Source organism: Methanobrevibacter sp., from assembly GCF_045539575.1.
Classification (GTDB): Archaea; Methanobacteriota; Methanobacteria; order Methanobacteriales; family Methanobacteriaceae; genus Methanocatella.
The window spans coordinates 232,054-250,693 of sequence record NZ_JAZQFM010000028.1 but is presented as its reverse complement, the minus strand read 5'-3'; the positions used below and the strand labels follow the sequence as shown (position 1 = coordinate 250,693).

The 18,640-nt window shown below is 33.5% G+C and carries 17 protein-coding genes; 11 read left to right on the top strand and 6 right to left on the bottom strand.

What is annotated here, in order from left to right; translation table 11 throughout:
* Nucleotides 1-75 precede the first annotated feature (75 nt).
* From ACKI30_RS04045 to cofG, 4 genes are all read left to right on the top strand, one after another.
* Nucleotides 76-552 (top strand): Lrp/AsnC family transcriptional regulator, encoded by a 477-nt coding sequence (locus ACKI30_RS04045; RefSeq protein ID WP_292807033.1) that lies wholly within the window; start codon nucleotides 76-78, stop codon nucleotides 550-552.
* Nucleotides 553-763: 211 nt separating this feature from the next.
* Nucleotides 764-1,705 (top strand): GTP cyclohydrolase MptA, encoded by a 942-nt coding sequence (mptA, locus tag ACKI30_RS04040; RefSeq protein ID WP_407410084.1) that lies wholly within the window; start codon nucleotides 764-766, stop codon nucleotides 1,703-1,705.
* An 11-nt stretch (nucleotides 1,706-1,716) separates the two neighbouring features.
* Complete coding sequence (locus ACKI30_RS04035; RefSeq protein WP_407410082.1) at nucleotides 1,717-2,157, top strand: DUF2120 family protein; 441 nt, start codon at nucleotides 1,717-1,719, stop codon at nucleotides 2,155-2,157.
* Nucleotides 2,158-2,159: 2 nt separating this feature from the next.
* Complete coding sequence (gene cofG, locus ACKI30_RS04030) at nucleotides 2,160-3,248, top strand: 7,8-didemethyl-8-hydroxy-5-deazariboflavin synthase subunit CofG (protein WP_407410080.1); 1,089 nt, start codon at nucleotides 2,160-2,162, stop codon at nucleotides 3,246-3,248.
* Here cofG and ACKI30_RS04025 read toward each other — a convergent pair.
* Nucleotides 3,235-3,963 carry a class I SAM-dependent methyltransferase gene (locus tag ACKI30_RS04025; RefSeq protein WP_407410078.1) on the bottom strand — a complete coding sequence of 243 codons (729 nt, stop codon included), beginning with the start codon at nucleotides 3,961-3,963 and terminating at the stop codon, nucleotides 3,235-3,237. The two genes, cofG and ACKI30_RS04025, sit on opposite strands and share 14 nt — an antisense overlap.
* 173 nt (nucleotides 3,964-4,136) lie before the next feature.
* Here ACKI30_RS04025 and psmB point away from each other — a divergent pair, with 173 nt between their 5' ends.
* The 5 genes from psmB to ACKI30_RS04000 all read left to right on the top strand — a co-directional run bounded on the left by psmB (nucleotide 4,137) and on the right by ACKI30_RS04000 (nucleotide 11,426).
* A complete protein-coding gene (gene psmB, locus ACKI30_RS04020; RefSeq protein ID WP_407410076.1) occupies nucleotides 4,137-4,751 on the top strand; it encodes an archaeal proteasome endopeptidase complex subunit beta in 615 nt (204 codons plus the stop codon).
* Nucleotides 4,752-4,884: 133 nt separating this feature from the next.
* Nucleotides 4,885-6,798: a beta-CASP ribonuclease aCPSF1 gene (locus ACKI30_RS04015; protein ID WP_407410074.1), complete on the top strand. Its 1,914-nt coding sequence runs from the start codon at nucleotides 4,885-4,887 to the stop codon at nucleotides 6,796-6,798.
* Between the two features lie 103 nt (nucleotides 6,799-6,901).
* Nucleotides 6,902-7,921 carry a phosphoribosylformylglycinamidine cyclo-ligase gene (purM, locus tag ACKI30_RS04010; protein WP_407410072.1) on the top strand — a complete coding sequence of 340 codons (1,020 nt, stop codon included), beginning with the start codon at nucleotides 6,902-6,904 and terminating at the stop codon, nucleotides 7,919-7,921.
* Between the two features lie 24 nt (nucleotides 7,922-7,945).
* Nucleotides 7,946-8,974: an L-sulfolactate dehydrogenase gene (comC, locus tag ACKI30_RS04005; RefSeq protein WP_407410070.1), complete on the top strand. Its 1,029-nt coding sequence runs from the start codon at nucleotides 7,946-7,948 to the stop codon at nucleotides 8,972-8,974.
* Between the two features lie 205 nt (nucleotides 8,975-9,179).
* Nucleotides 9,180-11,426: a hypothetical protein gene (locus ACKI30_RS04000; RefSeq protein ID WP_407410068.1), complete on the top strand. Its 2,247-nt coding sequence runs from the start codon at nucleotides 9,180-9,182 to the stop codon at nucleotides 11,424-11,426.
* 17 nt (nucleotides 11,427-11,443) lie between these two features.
* On the opposite strand, the gene ACKI30_RS03995 is transcribed toward ACKI30_RS04000, so the two are convergent.
* From ACKI30_RS03995 to ACKI30_RS03975, 5 genes are read right to left on the bottom strand one after another with little or no spacing between them, the layout of a single operon-like run.
* A complete protein-coding gene (locus ACKI30_RS03995) occupies nucleotides 11,444-13,234 on the bottom strand; it encodes a DNA polymerase domain-containing protein (protein WP_407410066.1) in 1,791 nt (596 codons plus the stop codon).
* Entirely contained in the window at nucleotides 13,235-14,239 is a 1,005-nt protein-coding gene (locus ACKI30_RS03990; RefSeq protein ID WP_407410064.1) for an AI-2E family transporter, read from the bottom strand.
* 15 nt (nucleotides 14,240-14,254) lie between these two features.
* Nucleotides 14,255-15,055 carry a dihydroorotate dehydrogenase electron transfer subunit gene (locus ACKI30_RS03985; RefSeq protein WP_407410062.1) on the bottom strand — a complete coding sequence of 267 codons (801 nt, stop codon included), beginning with the start codon at nucleotides 15,053-15,055 and terminating at the stop codon, nucleotides 14,255-14,257.
* A gap of 2 nt (nucleotides 15,056-15,057) precedes the next feature.
* Nucleotides 15,058-15,969, bottom strand: coding sequence for a dihydroorotate dehydrogenase (locus ACKI30_RS03980; RefSeq protein ID WP_407410060.1), 912 nt, complete (start codon nucleotides 15,967-15,969; stop codon nucleotides 15,058-15,060).
* 24 nt (nucleotides 15,970-15,993) lie between these two features.
* On the bottom strand, nucleotides 15,994-16,533 hold the full coding sequence (locus ACKI30_RS03975; protein ID WP_407410058.1) for a glycosyl transferase: 540 nt from the start codon (nucleotides 16,531-16,533) through the stop codon (nucleotides 15,994-15,996).
* 103 nt (nucleotides 16,534-16,636) lie between these two features.
* On the opposite strand from ACKI30_RS03975, the gene ACKI30_RS03970 reads away from it, so the two are divergent.
* Both ACKI30_RS03970 and ACKI30_RS03965 read left to right on the top strand, forming a co-directional pair.
* Nucleotides 16,637-17,788, top strand: a complete 1,152-nt coding sequence (locus ACKI30_RS03970) for an NOP5/NOP56 family protein (RefSeq protein ID WP_407410056.1) — start codon at nucleotides 16,637-16,639, stop codon at nucleotides 17,786-17,788.
* A gap of 3 nt (nucleotides 17,789-17,791) precedes the next feature.
* Nucleotides 17,792-18,433, top strand: coding sequence for a fibrillarin-like rRNA/tRNA 2'-O-methyltransferase (locus tag ACKI30_RS03965; RefSeq protein WP_407410054.1), 642 nt, complete (start codon nucleotides 17,792-17,794; stop codon nucleotides 18,431-18,433).
* Nucleotides 18,434-18,640 lie beyond the last annotated feature (207 nt).

The following is an 18,640-nucleotide window of genomic DNA, read 5'->3' as shown; positions in this document are numbered from 1 at the left end:
AACAATATAATAATTATAAGTTATATTATAGAGTTCATCTGTAACAATTAACATTATTAAATAGGGAGATTAAATATGGTAAAAACAAAAGATAATGTCGTAAAACTTGACGATACCGACATTAACATTTTAAAAATAATCAATGAAGATGTAAGAACATCTTATAGACAAATTTCACGTAGTTTAGACGTTTCTGTAGGAACAGTACATAACCGTATCGACAAAATGGTTAAATCCGGAGTTATCAAAAAGTTCTCTCCCGTAATCGACCATGAAAAACTTGGATTTGTCTTAACCACAATCATTGGTGTTAGAGTAAAAGGTGGAAAACTTAAAAATTGGGAAGAAAAAACTTTCTTCAATAAAAACGTTGTAGGAATATATGACGTTACCGGAGAATACGATGCTTTTTTAATTGCTAAATTCAGAAATACCAATGAATTAAATGCATTCATCAAAGAATTACTAAAAGATCCAATTATAGAAAGAACATACACCCAAACAGTTTTAGATGTTATTAAAGAGGATATGGGATCCTCCAATATTTTATAAAAGAGCAGTATTCTAACTGCTTTTTAAACTTTTTTTGTTTAATTTTAAATATCATTAAATGACCCACTATTTTTACCGAAAAATATGTAAAAAACAAATTTCATCAAATAACCATTAATTACCTTTCATATCGAAGAATAAACATAAATATATAAATAAAAAGACATGAAAAATATATAATATTTAACTAAAAAATTTCGAGGTAATTAAATTGGCTATATGCTTACCCGACACACAAGACGACGCTCCAAGTATACCTATCAAATTAACCAGAGTAGGTGTTACAGGAGTTAAAAAACTATTACAATTAGAAAGAAAAAATAAAAGACCTATAATATTATTACCAACCTTTGATGCATTTGTAGATTTACCAAATGATCAAAAAGGTGTGCACATGTCTAGAAATCCAGAAGCAATCAGTGAAGTTCTTGAAACTGTTGCTAAAGATTCTACAGTTGATGTTGAATCATTATGTGCTAAAATTGTAGAATGTATGATGATAAAACACGAATATGCAAGACGTGTTGAAATCGCAATGACTACTGATTTCATGTTTATGAAAGAGTCACCGGTGACCAAAAATAAAACCCAAGAAATGGCTAACTTAATAGCTAAAGCTGTTGGATACAGAGACGACGATGGAAATGTATCTATCAGAAAAAGTATTGGTGCTGAAGTCATTGGAATGACTGTATGTCCATGTGCACAGGAATCTGTGAGAGAATCTGATAAAAACAAATTATTAGAATTTTTAGACGAAGAAACTACACAGAAAGTATTGGACACTGTTACTTTTGCTTCTCACAACCAAAGAGGTGTTGGAACACTATTAATGGAAGTTCCAGAAGACAGAATTGTTAAAGCAGAAGACCTTATTGACATTATCGAGTCTTCTATGAGTTCTCCAGTGTGTGAATTATTGAAAAGGCCAGATGAAAATGCAACTGTCATGAACGCTCACAGAAAACCTGTATTTGTGGAAGACTGTGTAAGAAACATGATGGAAAGTATTGCAAACAAATATTCTGATTTCCCTGACGAAACTTTAATTACTTCACGCCAAGAAAATCATGAAAGTATTCACAGACACAATGCATTTGCTGAAAAAGTAACCACAATGGGTGAACTTAAAGCAGAATTAAATATTGAATAGGATATGATTTAATGAAAAAAACTTATGAAATTGCAGGACAGGTAATGGGATTTTTTGATGCATTCAAAGGATCAAGACCTGCAATTGATAATGATAACATTTTAATTGTTAGAGGAAGATCAAGAACTGTTATCCCCCTTGACGATTTCGAGTCTAAACTTTTGGAAATTGGTGAAATATTAGGCGGAACCGAACTTGACCCAAATTCCGGAAAAATAGAAGAAATCTTAAAAGAGGGAGACAAAAATATACAAAAGACTGAAATAACTACCAATGCCGTTGATAAACATGGATTCATGAGAGTTAAGGAAGACTTGGAATCAATGGGACTTGTGGTTGAATATAAAATATTTGAACTTCCAAATTTTGAAGTCATTATAGCTATTTGGGAAGATAGAAACGAAATTCCACCTTTATATGTGGAAGTTACCGTATCTGAACATAAAGGTTAAACATGCAATCCATAACAAAAGAAGATATTCTCGAAATATTAACTGCTACCGACAAGGACATAATCAGTTTTATGTTAGAAACAGCTAAATATCGAGAGAATACCCTCATTACTTTTTCTAAAAATATTTTTATACCATTGACCGAAATCTGCAGAAACGATTGCGGATATTGTAATTTTAAAAAAAATCCTGACGATCCACAGGCGATAATTCTTAAAACCAAAGAGGAAATATTGGCTGACCTGAAAGAAGCTGAAAAATATGGCTGCAAGGAAGCAATGTTTGCTTTTGGTGAGGATGCAGACGAAGAGGAAATTGTCAAAACAAAACTCAAGGAATACGGTTATGACAATATGATTGACTATATCTACGATATGTGTCAAATGACCTTAGATAAAACCAGCTTACTGCCTCATACTAACGGAGGCAACTTCAGCTTTGATGCTTTAAAACGTTTAAAAGAAGTAAATGCATCAATGGGATTAATGCTTGAAAATTCATCAAATAGATTAATGGAATTGCCTGCCCACAACAAAAGTCCTGGGAAAAATCCTGATTTAAGGATTGAAACTATTGAAAATGCAGGAAAACTTAAAATTCCATATACTACAGGAATACTGATTGGAATTGGTGAAACAAAAGAAGAAATTGCCGATTCTTTATTAACAATCAGAGATATTTACGACAAATACGGACATATTCAGGAAGTCATTATTCAGAATTTCACCCCAATTCCAGGTATTGAAATGGAAGATTGGGCCGAACCTAGCTTTTTGGATATGATCAGAACTGTTATTGCTGGAACTTTAGTATTTAAAGACACTGATGTCAGCATTCAAGTTCCGCCTAACCTGAACAATGACACTGCGCAAATATTCTTATTATGCGGTGCAGATGATTGGGGCGGCGTATCTCCGGTAAGTCCGGATTTTGTAAATATAACATCCCCATGGCCAGGAATTGATGAACTTGAACAACTGACCGAAGATGCAGGATTTGAATTGACTGAAAGATTATGCGTTTATGAAAAATACATCAATGATGAATGGTTAAACGAATATATTTTAGATAAAATATCTAATTTATCCTAGCATCAACTACAACGTGTTCCACACCCGGAGCATATTTTTTTATTTTATTTATTTTTAACACTTCAACATCCCTGTCACCAGCCTGAGCAATAATTCTCTCAACAGGCCTTGTATTCATCAGTTTTTCAGGAACAGTTTCATGATAGTGAATTACCCCGCCATGATTCAGGCTATCGATTGCTACTTTCAGATAATGGTGAGTTGTCTTTACATAACCCATGACAATCCGATCCGCATTTAGTTTTGGTGTTTCAATCATGCAATCGCCTAAAATTGGAGTGATATTATTTAATTTATTCAATTTGATGTTTTCGCATAGATAATGGTGAGAATTTGGATTGATTTCAATTGCGTAAACCTGCTTTGCTTTAGAATGAACCCCAATCGGAATTGAAAAATAGCCGATTCCGGCAAACATGTCAATGACTGTTTCCCCATCGCCAACAAGTTTCGCAATTCTTAAACGTTCATTATTATTTCCCTTAGACCACATGACCTTTGACAAGTCAAGCTTAAACAGGCACCCGTTTTCTTTATTGATGGTTTCGGTTTCACTGCCATAAAGAATCTTATAAACAGGCTCCCTTTTGGTTCCCTGAATATGGTCAATTTTCATGATAGTTTTGACACTGTGTTTTTTTGATAGGCTTTCAAAATCCTCCTCTGAATAACTATTATCCAATATTAGGATATCTCCAATTTTTTTATATTTCATCATCTCACCAATAAGAAAAGTTTATATATTCAAATAGATAATATTAATATTGTTAGTTTATACTAATAATTGATTCTGATTTTAAATAAATTTAAAACATTAAATTTGATTTTAATATATTACCTTAAGTAGTTGAAATTAGATATTTTAAACTCTTATATGAGGTGAATTAAATGGATGATAAAATATTAGAAGGTACAACAACCGTTGGAATTACATGTAAAGATGGAGTTGTATTTGCAAGCGAAAGAAGGGCTAGTATGGGAAACTTAGTAGCTCATAAAGTCGCAGAAAAAATATTTAAAATTGACGATCATATTGTAACAACCATAGCTGGTTCTGTTGGAGATGCACAAAGCTTAATGAAAGTCATTGAAGCAGAAGTATCATTATACCAAATGAGAAACAATGATGCAATTAGTGTTAAAGCAGCAGCATCACTAACAGCAAACATTTTACGTTCCGGTCCAATGTATGTTCAAACATTACTTGGTGGAATGGATGGAGACACACCATCTCTTTACTCTTTAGACCCTGCAGGAGGTATGATTAAAGACACATACATTTCCACAGGTTCAGGTTCTATCGTAGCTTACGGTGTTCTTGAAGACAGATTCAGAGATGACTTAACAACTGACGAAGGAATTGAAATAGCTATAAGAGCTATCAGAGCTGCTGCTGAACGTGACACATATTCAGGTAACGGATACTTAGTTGCTAAAGTGGATAAAGACGGCTTTGAAATGTTAGATATTGAAAAAATTAATGATATTTTGGATAAGATATAAGCAAAACTAATTTTTCATAACTAACTATTTTTTTATATAATGGTGTGTAGATAGTTTATGAAATTTAACTAATTATAGCTTAAAGCTTTTCATAAACTATAATAATACACATGACTTTTTTTGAAGGGATTATATGACTTCAGACATTTTAGAGGATATTAAAAAAGAAATTTTGCAAAAACTACCTAACGAAATTCAGGTTTCCAAAGTAGAATTTGAAGGACCTGAAGTAGTAGTTTATACCAAAAATCCAGAAATTATAACTGAAAACGGTGACTTGATAAGGTCACTTGCAAAAGAACTTAGAAAAAGAATTATCATTAGATCAGATAAAAGTGCTTTGCTTGAACCTGAAGCAACTATTAACAAAGTTCATGAAATAGTTCCTGACGGTGCTGAGATTACTGATATTTACTTTGATACTGTTACTGGGGAAGTAGTTATTACTGCTAAAAAACCAGGACTTGTTATTGGAAAATATGGGGTAACCTCCAGAAATATTGTTAAAAACACTGGATGGGCACCTAAGATTTTAAGAACCCCTCCAATAAGTTCAGACATTATTGGTAAAATTAGAACCATTCAAAAAAATAGCAGTAAAGACAGGAAAAAATTATTACAACGTCTTGGACGTCAAATCCACCAAGGAAGTAAATACCCTAACGACTGGGCAAGAGTAACTTCAATGGGAGGATTTAAGGAAGTAGGACGTTCATCAATGCTTCTGCAAACACCAAACAGTCGTGTATTACTTGACTGCGGAGTTAATGTTGCAGCATCAGACAATAAAAATGCATTCCCATATTTGAATGCACCGGAATTCTCAATTGAAGAGCTTGATGCAGTTATTATTTCTCACGCTCACTTAGATCACTGTGGTTTTGTACCATACCTTTTCCATTATGGATATGATGGACCTGTTTACTGTACAACACCAACAAGGGACTTAACTACCCTTTTACAATTCGATCATTTAGATATTGCTCACAGAGAAGGTAATCCTTTACCATTTACATCCAAACATGTAAAACAAGCAATTAAAAATACTATAACTCTTGATTATGGAGAAGTTACTGACATATCCCCAGACATCAGATTAACATTGCATAATGCAGGACACATTTTAGGTTCAGCAATCTCCCACATGCATATTGGTGACGGAGCACACAATTTAGTATATACCGGAGATTTCAAATACGAACCATCAAGATTACTTGAACCTGCAACCATAAGATTCCCACGTGCTGAAACCGTAATCATGGAAAGTACATACGGTGGAAGAGAAGATGTTCAACCTTCCAGAAACAATGCAGAAAAAGAAATGATGAAAACCATTTACAAAACCCTCAAACGTGGAGGAAAAGTACTGGTTCCTGTATTTGCAGTAGGAAGGGCACAAGAGTTAATGGTTGTACTTGAAGAGTACATGAGACATGGACTAATCGAAGAAGTTCCTATTTATATTGACGGAATGATTTGGGAAGCAACAGCGATACACACCGCTAGACCAGAATACTTAAGCAAAGACTTAAGAGACCAAATTTTCCATATGGGAAGAAATCCATTCGTTTCAGACATGTTTGAAAAAGTTCAAAACATTGATCAAAGAAAAGAAATTGTTGAAAGTCAACAGCCTGCAATCATCCTATCAACTTCCGGTATGTTAACCGGAGGAAATTCAGTTGAATACTTCAAATGGTTATGTGAAGATGAAAGAAACACATTAATCTTTGTAGGATACCAGTCAGAAGGTTCAATGGGTAGAAGAGTTCAAAAAGGATGGAAAGAAATTCCTCTTGAAGATGATGACGGCAGAACTAGACAATTCTGTGTTAAAATGCAAGTTAAAACAATTAATGGATTCAGTGGTCACTCCAATAGAAGACAATTGATGGAATATGTCAAAAGACTTAATCCAAGACCTGAAAAAGTCATTACTTGTCACGGAGACCCATACAAAACCGTTGACTTAGCTTCCTCAATACACAGAAGTTATAAGATTGAAACAAAAACTCCAATCAATTTAGATTGTGTGAGAATTCATTAATAATATTATATATACTAATTAAAACAAAGTATTAGTATAATCAAAAATGTTGTGGACCCCACAACATTAATTTATTTTATTTTATTAAACGATAGGTGTTAAAATGGTTACTTATTCAGAATCTGGTGTTGACATAGACCTTGAAGCTGTTACTGTTTCTAAATTAGCAGATAAACTCAAGTCAACATTATCATGTAGAGACATTATTACAGACAGCGGCCATTATGCTGCTTTAGTTAAATTAGGTGACAAAGCTATTGCTATGAGTACCGATGGTGTTGGAAGTAAAATCTTAATTGCAGAAATGATGAACAAATACGACACTGTTGGAATTGACTGTATTGCAATGGTTGTAAACGACATTTTATGCGTTGGTGCAGAGCCAATAGCTTTAGTTGATTATCTTGCTGTTGAAAAACCAGACCCTGAAAGAGCTTCTGAAATTGCAGAAGGCCTGGTAAAAGGTGCTGAAGAATCAAAAATCGCAATCATTGGTGGTGAAACAGCATCACTTCCAGGAATCATTAAAGATTTCGACCTTGCAGGAACTGGAATTGGATTTGTAGACATTGATAAAATCATTACAGGCGAAAATATTGAACCTGGAAATGTCTTGATCGGTATCAACAGTAACGGTATACATTCCAACGGATACAGTTTAGCTAGAAAAGCATTATTCGATGACGCTGGATTCAGTGTAGATGATAAAATGCCAAACGGTGAAACCACCATTGGTGAAGAGTTAATCAGACCAACTGAACTTTACGTTAAACCTATTGTTGCATTATTTGAAAAAGAATACAATATTAATGGACTCGCTCACATTACCGGAGGAGGTTTTACTAACCTCAGACGTTTGAAAAAAGGAGTAGGTTACGATATAACTGACCTTCCGGAAGTTCCAGAAATATTCAAATTAATTTACGAACAGAATGTCGACATCAAGGAGATGTATAAAGTCTTCAACATGGGTGTCGGTTTTGTTGTAATCTGTGAAGAAAGTGAAGCTGAAAAAATTATGGATACTTTGAAAGAATACTGTGATTGTCAAATCATCGGTAAAGTAACAGATGATGAAAAAATTACTGTTAAAGCTTTTGAAGGTTCTGAAATTGAATACTAATTAATAATTAAGGAGTGTGAATGAATGAAGATAATGAAAGATAAAGAAATAGCTCTTGTAAAAGAAATTTTAAAAGCATTAGGAGCTAGTGAAGAAGACCAAGAATTAGTGGCTGAAGCTACAATTGATGCGGATTTAAAAGGATTTACTTCTCATGGTCTTGGTAGATTCCCACAATACTTAATTAGTATCGAAGCAGGAACCATAAACTTAAAAGATAACATTACTATTGAAAAGGAAACTCCTGCTATGGCATTAATCAATGGTAACAGCGGATTTGGACAAGCAGTATCCTATAAAGCAATGCAAATAGCTATTAAAAAAGCAAAAGAAATGGGTATTGCATGTGTTGGTGTTCACAATTCAAACCACTTTGGAGTTACCGGATTTTATTCTGATTTAGCATTAAGAGAAAACTGTATCGGACTCGTTCTTGCAAATACCGATCCTGCTATTGCACCTTTAGGCGGTAGCACACCATTAATTGGAACAAATCCTCTTGCATTAGGAATTCCATCCGAAACATACATTACTGTTGATATGGCAACTTCAGTAACCGCTCGTGGAAAAATCATTGAATCCAAAAGAAAAGGCCTTGATTTACCTGACGGATGGGCATTAGACAAAGATGGAAACCCAACCAATGACCCTGAAGCAGCACTTGAAGGATCAATTTTACCATTCGGTGGATTTAAAGGATATGCTCTTTCAGCATTAATCGAAATCTTGACCGGACCATTAGTACAAGCAGGATATGGTCATGGAGTTACCGGTACCGCTTCACCTACAAAAGACTGTACCAAAGGAGACTTATACGTTGTAATTGACCCATCCAAGTTTGGTGACTTTGGTGAATTCGTCAAAAATACAGAAGACTTTGTTTCACAAATCAGAGCTACCGGTGAAAATGTTGCTATTCCAGGAGATTTAGAAGTTAAAAGAATTGCTGAAGCTGAAGCAAATGGAATTGCAATTGATGAAAAATTATATGAACAATTAAAAGGAATCTGTGAAGATTTAGATATCGACATTGACTCCTACATAGAAGAATAATCATTCTTCTTCCAACTCTTTTTTTTATAATTATCGATGATAAAATAAATTACATTCGTGAAAGTAAAATTTATTATTCATAAAGTTAAAATGATATATAAATGGGACAAAACTATATAAATGAACAAATACTTAAATTATTATACTAGAAAATTTAACTATTTTTAAAAAAAAATTTTCTTTTTAAACAGGAGGAAAAAAAGTTATGAAACTTAAAAACTCTTATATCTTATTAATAGCAATGTCAATATTTCTATTAGTAAGTATTGGGTCCGTCTGTGCCAGTGATGCTGCAATGGATGCAGACGCACAATTAGCTGATGACGGATCAAGTGTTGTTCTTGCAAACGATACATCATCCGATGCAAGCGATGATACTAAAAAAATATCTACAACTGTAGTTTCTGAAGATAAAACAATCACGGAAAAAGAAAATGCCACTTTAAGTGTGGCAGTGAAAGATTCCGAATCTAATGACATTAACATTACCGCAAATGATTTGAATGTCACTGAAAAAGATAAAGCTTTAAAATTTAGTTATGTAAATTCAAGTATTGTTTTAACTGATAAATTAGCTGCAGGAAATCACACTTTATTTATTACCTATTTAGGTAATGCAAATTATACAAATTCTTCAACAAAAGTTTTATTATCTATTGTTGGAGAGAAAGATTTGAACGTGTCAAGTACAATCAATGTTAATAGTACTAAAAAAGTTGTTATTCCAGTTACTCTTACCGATCAGGTTAATTTGTATGATATTATTAAAGACAATTTAACCATAGTAATGAGTTATGGTAATGACACCATTAACAATTTCACTTTTGATTTAATTGACAATGCAATCAAATTTGATTATGACATCAATGCTACAACAGCTACATTAAATATAACTTACACTGAAGGAAATAAAACCTACAGCAAAAAAGTTACATTGAACAGAATTTACAATGCTAAAATTGTAGTTGATAATAATGTTAATGAATACTTATGTGGCGAATTTACTTTTAGAGTAACAGATATTGATACAAATGAAACTATTAGCGGAAGAAAATTAAGTTTATACACTCAAGGAAATATCAGAGCAGGATTCAGTGCAACAACTGATGCGAATGGTATTGCACACTTTAAAAACAGAAATTTATATGAATTTGATCAAAACAGCAGTAGTTTCCAAATGCGCGAACTTAAAGTTGGCGATCACCCTGTTGAATTAACTATGGAAAGTCCAATTGTTGCAAATAAAGTAACTACTAATTTAACTGTTAATAAAGCATCCATAAACATTGTAATTAACCCATTTAAAGAGTACTACGGTACATCAAAACAGGTTATCATCAATGTTACTAATGCTAATACCGGTGAAGCAATGAGCGGAGTTATTCTCCACTTATACATGGCAAATACCACTGCAAAAAATTACTATTTCCAAACTGATGCAAATGGAACCAGTAAAATTAACGTGGCAGGATTGGTTAGTGGAACATACGCATTAACAGTTAATAACAACGACACTGAAAACATCAATGAAAAAAGTGTTGACGGAAGCATTACAATTTTACCAAAACCTGTTAAAGTGGCTGTAACTGTGCCTTCAACTTACTATTACAATTCAGGCAACATTGCAACCATCAAAGTTACCGACAAATCCACTGGAAAAGCTGTAAATGGTGCAATTGTATTGGTTCAAGTTTATACTGGTAAAAAATCACAAGGATACCTTTACCAAACCAACAGCAAAGGAATCATAAACGTTAACTATGCTCCTGCTGCAGTTGGATCCCATAAGATAGTCGTAACCGTTGCAGACACAAGATACAGTGCAAGTGCAGTTACAAAAACTGTAAAAGTTAAAAAAGCAAGCGCTACAATTTCTGCACCTAAAGTGACTGGATACTATAAAAGTGGAAAAAATCTTATCATTACTTTGAAAAACTCAAAAACTAAAAAGCCAATTTATGCTGCAAAACTTAATATTAAAGTATTCATCTCCAAATACAGATATTACAACTACAACGGCCAAACTGGATTAGACGGTAAATTAAGAATTTCCCTTGATACCTTTAAACCAGGAACTTACAAAGTAGTTGTAGCGAAAGGAGAATCCAAAAACTTTACTGCAAGCCAAAAATCAACAAGCTTTGTTGTTAAAAAGGCTCCTGTTAAATTAAGTCCAGCTAAATTAACCGCTAAAAAAGGCGCTACTAAATACTTTAAAGTTACTGTGAAAAACACAAAAACCAAAAAAGTAGTTAGCAGTGGAGTTAAAATAAAAATCAAAGTTTACACAGGTAAAACCTCAAAAACTTACACCGTGAAAACTAACGCTAAAGGAATTGCACAGTTAAATGTAAAATCCTTAAAAGTTGGAACTCACAAAGTTGTGGTTTCTTCCGGAATTGCATATGTAACAGCTAAGTCTGCTACATCAAGTATAAAAATAACTAAATAAGAGAAATTAATTTTCTCTTAATCTTTTTCTTTTTTGTATTTTGCGTAAAAACCATCAGTATCAGCATATATTGCATAAAAACCATATTCTTCTGCTTTTTTTATTGATGATTTAATGTATTGTCTTCCCCATGAAGTAATGGCTTTTGCACATTCAAATGAATACCATCTGAAACGTGGGAATCCATAAATACCATACATAGTATTTGCAAGTCTTTTAATAGCTTGCTGCTGTACATCCAATGCCTTTTTTTGTTGAGGATCTTCAGAAGCTTTCATCTCACGTTTAATCCTGAAACGCTCCTGCAAAATCTTATCAATAACTGATGGAATAAATCCCTGAGGATCTTTTTTAAACTTGATTCCATGTTCAGGAGAGATATTGTACTCATCCTCATTTTCTATATCCCCCAAAGTCATGACATCCGGAGATATATTTTTTGAAATAATAATACTTGGATATAGGCTTCTAAAATCGAACTGAACAAGGTTTTCATGAAGGCCAGTTTCAGGCTCTCTCACATATCCTCCTTCGTTGTCTTCAGCATTTGCACGGTCTGCAAAGTTGGAGCCCTGCTTGTTTGGAACGACTTCATCATCGAAATATGCCTGTTTTACCAAAAACCATTCAGCCTGCTGACCTGTAGCCATACGGGATACGTCAAATAAAGGCTGGCCTATTATACGGGTAAGTTCTAAATTGAGAGGCAAAGTCTGTTCTGCAATTTTTAATGTAGAAACCACATCATCCAATGAGTAATCAAATAGGTTATCCAATTCGTCTCCACCGTTATCCCAGAACTCCCAGATTCTCTCACCCGGAACGTCAATTTTCTCTTCACCGAAAAGCTCGTAATAAACTCGCTCCAATGTATATCTTTCAAGTGACATGTAACGTCTCATGACAAGATACAAATCTACATGAATCAAGCCTTTAAAAGAAGCTGCATTTGCATAACCCCTTCTGATATATTTAACGTCAGATCCGTCCATTCCAATATCCAAATCAACACCCATAATCTTTGCGCGGTCTTTCAGGTATGGGAAGTCGAAATTATCTGAGTTATAACCAACAATAATGTCAATATTGTTTTCCTTAATAATCTTTACAAATTCCTGAATCATTTCACGTTCTGATGAAACCTGATTTACAAAGTCTCCTCGACCATCTGAATTGGTTTTTGTTGAAATGACCTGATTTATTCCGAAATTACTTGCAACTCCAATCATGATGATTTCATCCTCTTCGGAGTTAGGCATCCCATGAGGGTTTCTAACTTCAAGGTCAAAACTCAAAATTCTAAACTTTTGAGGATATTCAGGAACCCTTTTTAAATCTTCGGTCAATTTGATTATAGTAATATCCTGTTTTTCACTGTCCAGATTTAAAAATGAATCTAACTCTTCTCCGACAGCAACAACTTCAGTCATCGGGATTACATCCCTATCCATGAGATATCTCCTATAGAATGGAATATCAAATTCCCTTATCTGGAGCACATTTTCCAAATCCCTTAGATTATCCCTGTTTTTAGCCAAATCCTGAGGATGTTTAAATGTGACCTTAATGAATTCAGTATCTATTTGGAAATCCTTTTTGGTGACTTTTTCAACACGCACCCCATCTATGTTTTCCTTTATTTCCTCAATACATTCATCCATATTATCTGACATGACGTACAGATATGGCTCAAATGTGTCATCGAGTAAAACTATGTTTTTATCACCGTCTTTTGAGAATAATCTGATAACAGGCTTTTCTTCAAAAGTAACATAATCTATATCTAAAATAACAACATTTCTTTGCATCTATTCATCTCCAAGAAGATATTCTTTTCTATAGCTGTCTAAAACAGTGTATGTTATTCCTAAAATTAACGGCCCCACAATAAAACCTACAACTCCATATACCAATGGTCCTGATAAAAATCCGATAAGCAATATCAACGGATGTATCTCAGCATAGTGACTTGACAGGACCGGTCTTATGTACATATCCACAGTGCTTAGGAAAAATCCGAAGAGAAGCACGATAATGGCTCGTGGATAATTGCCTGAATAGATATCTATAAAGAACAGTGCCCAGTAAATTGGCCAAGGCCCAAATATAGGAATCAGCTGTAAGATACCAGTCAATACACCTAAGAAAATGCCATAAGGATAGCCTAAAAGTGAATATCCTATAGCCCCAAATATTCCAATGATTACTGATGTCAGGAAGTGGCCATAAAATATGCTTCTTAAAACATCTTTTATTGACTCCAATGTATTGTCAAAGAAATTTTTGGAATCATCCGGAACGAAGTCCCTGATGAATTCTATACATCTGTCACCATCGCGAACAAAATAAAACACTGAACAAACAAGAATAAATAAATCCAAAGTGATATTCAGGAATTTACTTAAAAAGTTAACAGTGTAATTCAATACATACTTTGCAATTTCATTTAAAGAGGAGTTTATTGAGGAGTTTATTGAATTTACATCAATAGGTAGCTGTGAAATAAACTTATCAATATCCACATAATAATTGCTTGCAATCAATGAAGAAATTACTGACGAAATTTCATATGAAACATAAGCAACAAGCAATATCAATGGTATCAGAACCACTATCATTGCTAAAATAATGGATATTGATGAAAATTTTAATTTTGATTGGATTTTATTGGCAACAGGCCTTACCAAATAAGCCAAAATTGCACCCAATAAAATCATGTTCAATACGGGAAAAATAAACATTAATGAAATTACCAATAAGAAGATTACCAGCAATACTGGAGGATTCAAGTAATTTTTAATGTCTACACCCATAATATCATCCTTAAATTAATATTTTACGCCAGAAGCGTCTCTTCTGTATTTTCCAAATTCTGTAATTTGATATATCTTGTCATTTTCAAAAACGGGACCTTCTACACAAATTCTCCATCCTTCACCATCAACACAACATTGACCACATACTCCAAGAGCACATTTCATGTATCTTTCAAGAGAATATTGGGCAGGTATTGATGCATCTTCAAGGATATCGAATATTCCTTTCATCATTATCTCAGGTCCACAGACAAATGCATAATCATAAGTCTCATCTTCAAGTAAACTTACAGTACAATCTGTTGCGAATCCTTCAAATCCGAAACTGCCGTCATCAGTACACGGATGGATAGTTGCACCCAACTTTTCCAGATTGTCAATGAAGAGCAATTCGTCTTTAGTTACTGCTGCTGCAACAACATCAACATTGTTGCCTTTTTTAATCAAATCACTTGCTATTGCATTGATTGGAGCCATTCCTACGCCCCCACCAATAGCCAAAATATTTTTGCCTTCAAATGAATTATTGAATCCATTTCCGTAGCTACCTCTAATTCCTATTTCGTCACCAACTTCCAGGCTGTGCAACTGGGAGGTAAACTCACCAATATTTTTAACAGTGATTGTCAATTCATTATCGTTAATTTGAGAAATGGACATTGGCTTTTCGTTTTTAAAATTCCAAACCATGATAAATTCACCAGGATTCGGACGTCCTAAAGTTTCCATGTCCCAATCAAATTTAAAAGTTTTGATTGTAGGAGTTTCTTCAACAATTTCCTTTATCTGGACTATTTTCGGTTCATTAATCATTTTTACAACTCCCTATGTGCTAGGCCCACCATCTCATCAATTGATGAATAGCCTTTTTCTTTCATGAACTTTTCCAATCCCTTGTTGATGTCATCAAATACTGTGACACCTTCATCCATAATGGCAGTACCTATTTGAACTGCACGTGCACCAGCAAAAATAAACTCAACAACATCTTCAAACGTATAAATTCCGCCAACACCAATTAACGGAATGTCCACAGCTTCATAAACTGAGTAAACATTGCTGATTGCTATAGGTTTTATTGCTTTTCCACTCATTCCTCCGGATTTATGGAATAAAACTGGTCTTGCAACATCAATATTGATTTTCATTCCTGGCCCTAAAGTGTTGATGAGAGACAATGCGTCAGCCCCCGCATCTTCACATGTTTTAGCGATTTCAGTAATGTCAGTGACATTAGGAGTCAATTTAGCAATTATCGGCACTTCAGATGCATCTTTGGCAGCTGAAACGATAGTGTGGCTTAAATTACAATCCTGACCAATAGAAGCACCATAACCTTCCATTGCATGAGGACAGGAGATGTTTAACTCGATCATATCCACGTATTCCTGAACTTCGCTAACCAAAGTAGAGAACTCATCAGGATTCGCCCCATATATTGAAGCGATAACAACATTATTTTCCCTTTCGATTTTTTTCAACTCTTCTTTAAAATTATCTACACCCGGATTTGACAGTCCGATAGCATTTAAAATTCCCCCATCAACTGCAACAGTTGTTGGATTTGGATAACCTGGATGAGGATTTAAAGAAAAAGATTTTGAAACTACTCCTCCGGCACCTGATTTTAAAATCCAATTCATGGATGAGGCATTACTTCCCATGATACCTGCAGCCAGCATCAATGGATTTCTAAATTCCACTCCGCAAACATTTGTTTTCAACATAATATCAACTTTGTAATTAATTATTTAATTAGTTTTTGTAAATTTATCAATGATTTCCTGATATTTTTCATTTTGTAATTTTAAGCTAATAACATTGGTTTTATTAGATTTAATAATTTCTTCTTTGGATTTTATCAAGTTTGAAATCTCTTCATCCTGTTTTTGAATAATAATGTCTTTCTGTTCCAGCAACTTTTCATAAGTCTTGGATATCTTTCTAAGCTGAAGTTCCAGATTTTCAGTATTGGCCCTTAACTGCTCCTTATAGTCATCAATCAAAGACCTCAAATATTTTACCTGATCCTGCTTATCATCAATTATGGAATCCTTTTCCCTTAATTTTTCAGTCAAGTCATCAAGTTCCTTCATCCTGGATTTATCATAATCGATTTTTGTATCCAGTTTGTCTTCCAGATTTTTCTTTTCATATTTGAGCTTGGTGGAATATAATTTCAACTTGTTAATTTCTTCAAGCTTATTTTGAAGTTCCATTGTAAGCTCATCAATTTCGGCATTTTTAAGTTCCAACTCATATTTTAAATCATCTAAACTTTCCTGTGACATGATAACAAATCCAAAAATAGAAAATTCTATAATTTAATTTAAATTTTACTTAAATTAAACTTTGTCATAATATTTATTAAAAATAAAAAAAATATTTTAATTCATGCAATGTTATGTAACTTACTCAATTAAAGGATTTTTAGCTTTTAATGATAAAAATGAGCTAATCTGTGAAAAGTTATTTCCGGAAGATGAAATAATCAATAGATTGGCCCAACTTGCAGAAAAGGAAGTTGTCAAAGAAGAAATGGACATCATAACTGAAGTTTCAAACGATTATGACGAGATAATTATTGAATCAAACAAAAGATTATCCGATTATTCATGTGAAAACCTTAAAATTCAAACCCCCAACCAGGGAGGGGAATATTTAAGAAGCAACTATGACCAGTTCGGTTTAGATGAGGATGAAATAACTGACATTTACCAAAGACTGGCAATCTATAAAATCAAAAAGGAATCTGCAAGTGAAGATAAACATTTAATTCAGGCAATAAACTCAATTGATGAAATCGATGAAACAATTTCAAAACTGATTGAAAGAATCAGAGAGTGGTATGCATTATACTTCCCTGAAATGGATGTTATTAAGAACAATGAAACCTACATCAAACTGATTTCTCAAAACAAAACCAAAGAAAACATCATGGAAGCCAAACCTGATGCCTTCCCAAGCAATGTTCTCGATTTAGAAGACGACATCAACCCCAAAGATTTGGAAATAATGAACACCTATGCAAAATCCATTTATGAACTTCAAAAAACAAGAAAGGAAATCGAACACTACATTGATACCAAAATGGAAGATATTGCTCCAAATTTAAGATTATTAGTCGGATCATCATTAGGTGCCAAATTAATATCTCATGCAGGAGGTCTAAAAAGACTTGCTACATACCCATCAAGTACCGTGCAAATAATGGGTGCTGAAAAAGCATTGTTCAGACATTTGAAAAGCGGAGACAAGCCTCCAAAATATGGATTGATCTACCAACACCCTCAAGTAAGGGGTGCAAAATGGTGGAACCGTGGAAAGATTGCACGTATGCTTGCAGGTAAGATTTCACTGGCCGTAAGAAGAGACGTTTTTACTAAAACATTTGATGAAAATGTATTTAATGAATTTGTCGAAAAAGTAGGGGAAATTGAAAAAAACAATCCATTTCCAACAAAAACTACTAAAAAAAGGAAAGAAGAAAAGGGCAAATCCAAAAATAAAAAGAGAAAAAATAAAAAAAGAAAGAAAAGGAGATAGAGCATGAATGTTTATTTTAAAGATGGTAATGTAGCTACCAAAAATTTAACTCCTGGAATTTCAGTTTATGGAGAAGAGTTAATTAAAGAAGATGATGAATATAGGATATGGAATCCTAGACGCTCTAAATTAGCAGCAGCCCTTTTAAATGGATTAGAAAATTTAGAGATTTTAGACACTTCAAAAGTCCTATACTTAGGTGCCTCAACTGGAACCACAGTTTCACACATTTCTGATATTGTAATTAATGGAAGAATATATGCGGTTGAATTTTCACCCACAACAGCGAAAAAACTAGTTCAACTTTCACGTCAAAGACTTAATATTGCTCCGATTTTAGGTGATGCAACCAAACCTAAAGGATATCTCAACATTGTTGAAAAAGTGGACCTTGTGTACTGCGATGTTGCCCAGCCAACACAAAGTGAATTGTTTATGAAAAATATGAACTTATTTGCAAATGATAATGGTGTCGGATTGTTAATGATAAAAGCTAGAAGTATTGACGTAGTTCAAAAACCTAAAAAGATATTCAAGGAACAAGAGAAGAAATTGAAAGAGAAAGGTTTTAAAATTATTGAAAAAGTAAAACTGGAACCTTACGAAAAAGACCATATTGCATTGCTAGTAGAAAAAAATTTTTAAAAAAAACTAGCTAATTTTCATTGCATAATTGGCGAAAAAATACTTCTAAAAACTATTAAAAAATACTACGAAAAACCCTAAAAAGTATTACTTAGATACCTTTTTATACTAGAAAATAAAATATAAAATATGCTAATGCAAATAAAATAAAAGTTCATTGAAACGTCCTTTAGGTGGATTCACTCTATTAATCACTCCATTTAACTA

Bases quoted from the DNA above. Each gene is read 5' to 3' on its own strand.
- ACKI30_RS04045 (WP_292807033.1), top strand. From the start codon at position 76: ATGGTAAAAACAAAAGATAATGTCGTAAAACTTGACGATACCGACATT.
- ACKI30_RS04035 (WP_407410082.1), top strand. From the start codon at position 1,717: ATGAAAAAAACTTATGAAATTGCAGGACAGGTAATGGGATTTTTTGAT.
- cofG (WP_407410080.1), top strand. From the start codon at position 2,160: ATGCAATCCATAACAAAAGAAGATATTCTCGAAATATTAACTGCTACC.
- ACKI30_RS04025 (WP_407410078.1), bottom strand. From the start codon at position 3,963: ATGAAATATAAAAAAATTGGAGATATCCTAATATTGGATAATAGTTAT.
- psmB (WP_407410076.1), top strand. From the start codon at position 4,137: ATGGATGATAAAATATTAGAAGGTACAACAACCGTTGGAATTACATGT.
- ACKI30_RS04015 (WP_407410074.1), top strand. From the start codon at position 4,885: ATGACTTCAGACATTTTAGAGGATATTAAAAAAGAAATTTTGCAAAAA.
- purM (WP_407410072.1), top strand. From the start codon at position 6,902: ATGGTTACTTATTCAGAATCTGGTGTTGACATAGACCTTGAAGCTGTT.
- comC (WP_407410070.1), top strand. From the start codon at position 7,946: ATGAAGATAATGAAAGATAAAGAAATAGCTCTTGTAAAAGAAATTTTA.
- ACKI30_RS04000 (WP_407410068.1), top strand. From the start codon at position 9,180: ATGAAACTTAAAAACTCTTATATCTTATTAATAGCAATGTCAATATTT.
- ACKI30_RS03995 (WP_407410066.1), bottom strand. From the start codon at position 13,234: ATGCAAAGAAATGTTGTTATTTTAGATATAGATTATGTTACTTTTGAA.
- ACKI30_RS03990 (WP_407410064.1), bottom strand. From the start codon at position 14,239: ATGGGTGTAGACATTAAAAATTACTTGAATCCTCCAGTATTGCTGGTA.
- ACKI30_RS03985 (WP_407410062.1), bottom strand. From the start codon at position 15,055: ATGATTAATGAACCGAAAATAGTCCAGATAAAGGAAATTGTTGAAGAA.
- ACKI30_RS03980 (WP_407410060.1), bottom strand. From the start codon at position 15,969: ATGTTGAAAACAAATGTTTGCGGAGTGGAATTTAGAAATCCATTGATG.
- ACKI30_RS03975 (WP_407410058.1), bottom strand. From the start codon at position 16,533: ATGTCACAGGAAAGTTTAGATGATTTAAAATATGAGTTGGAACTTAAA.
- ACKI30_RS03970 (WP_407410056.1), top strand. From the start codon at position 16,637: ATGCAATGTTATGTAACTTACTCAATTAAAGGATTTTTAGCTTTTAAT.
- ACKI30_RS03965 (WP_407410054.1), top strand. From the start codon at position 17,792: ATGAATGTTTATTTTAAAGATGGTAATGTAGCTACCAAAAATTTAACT.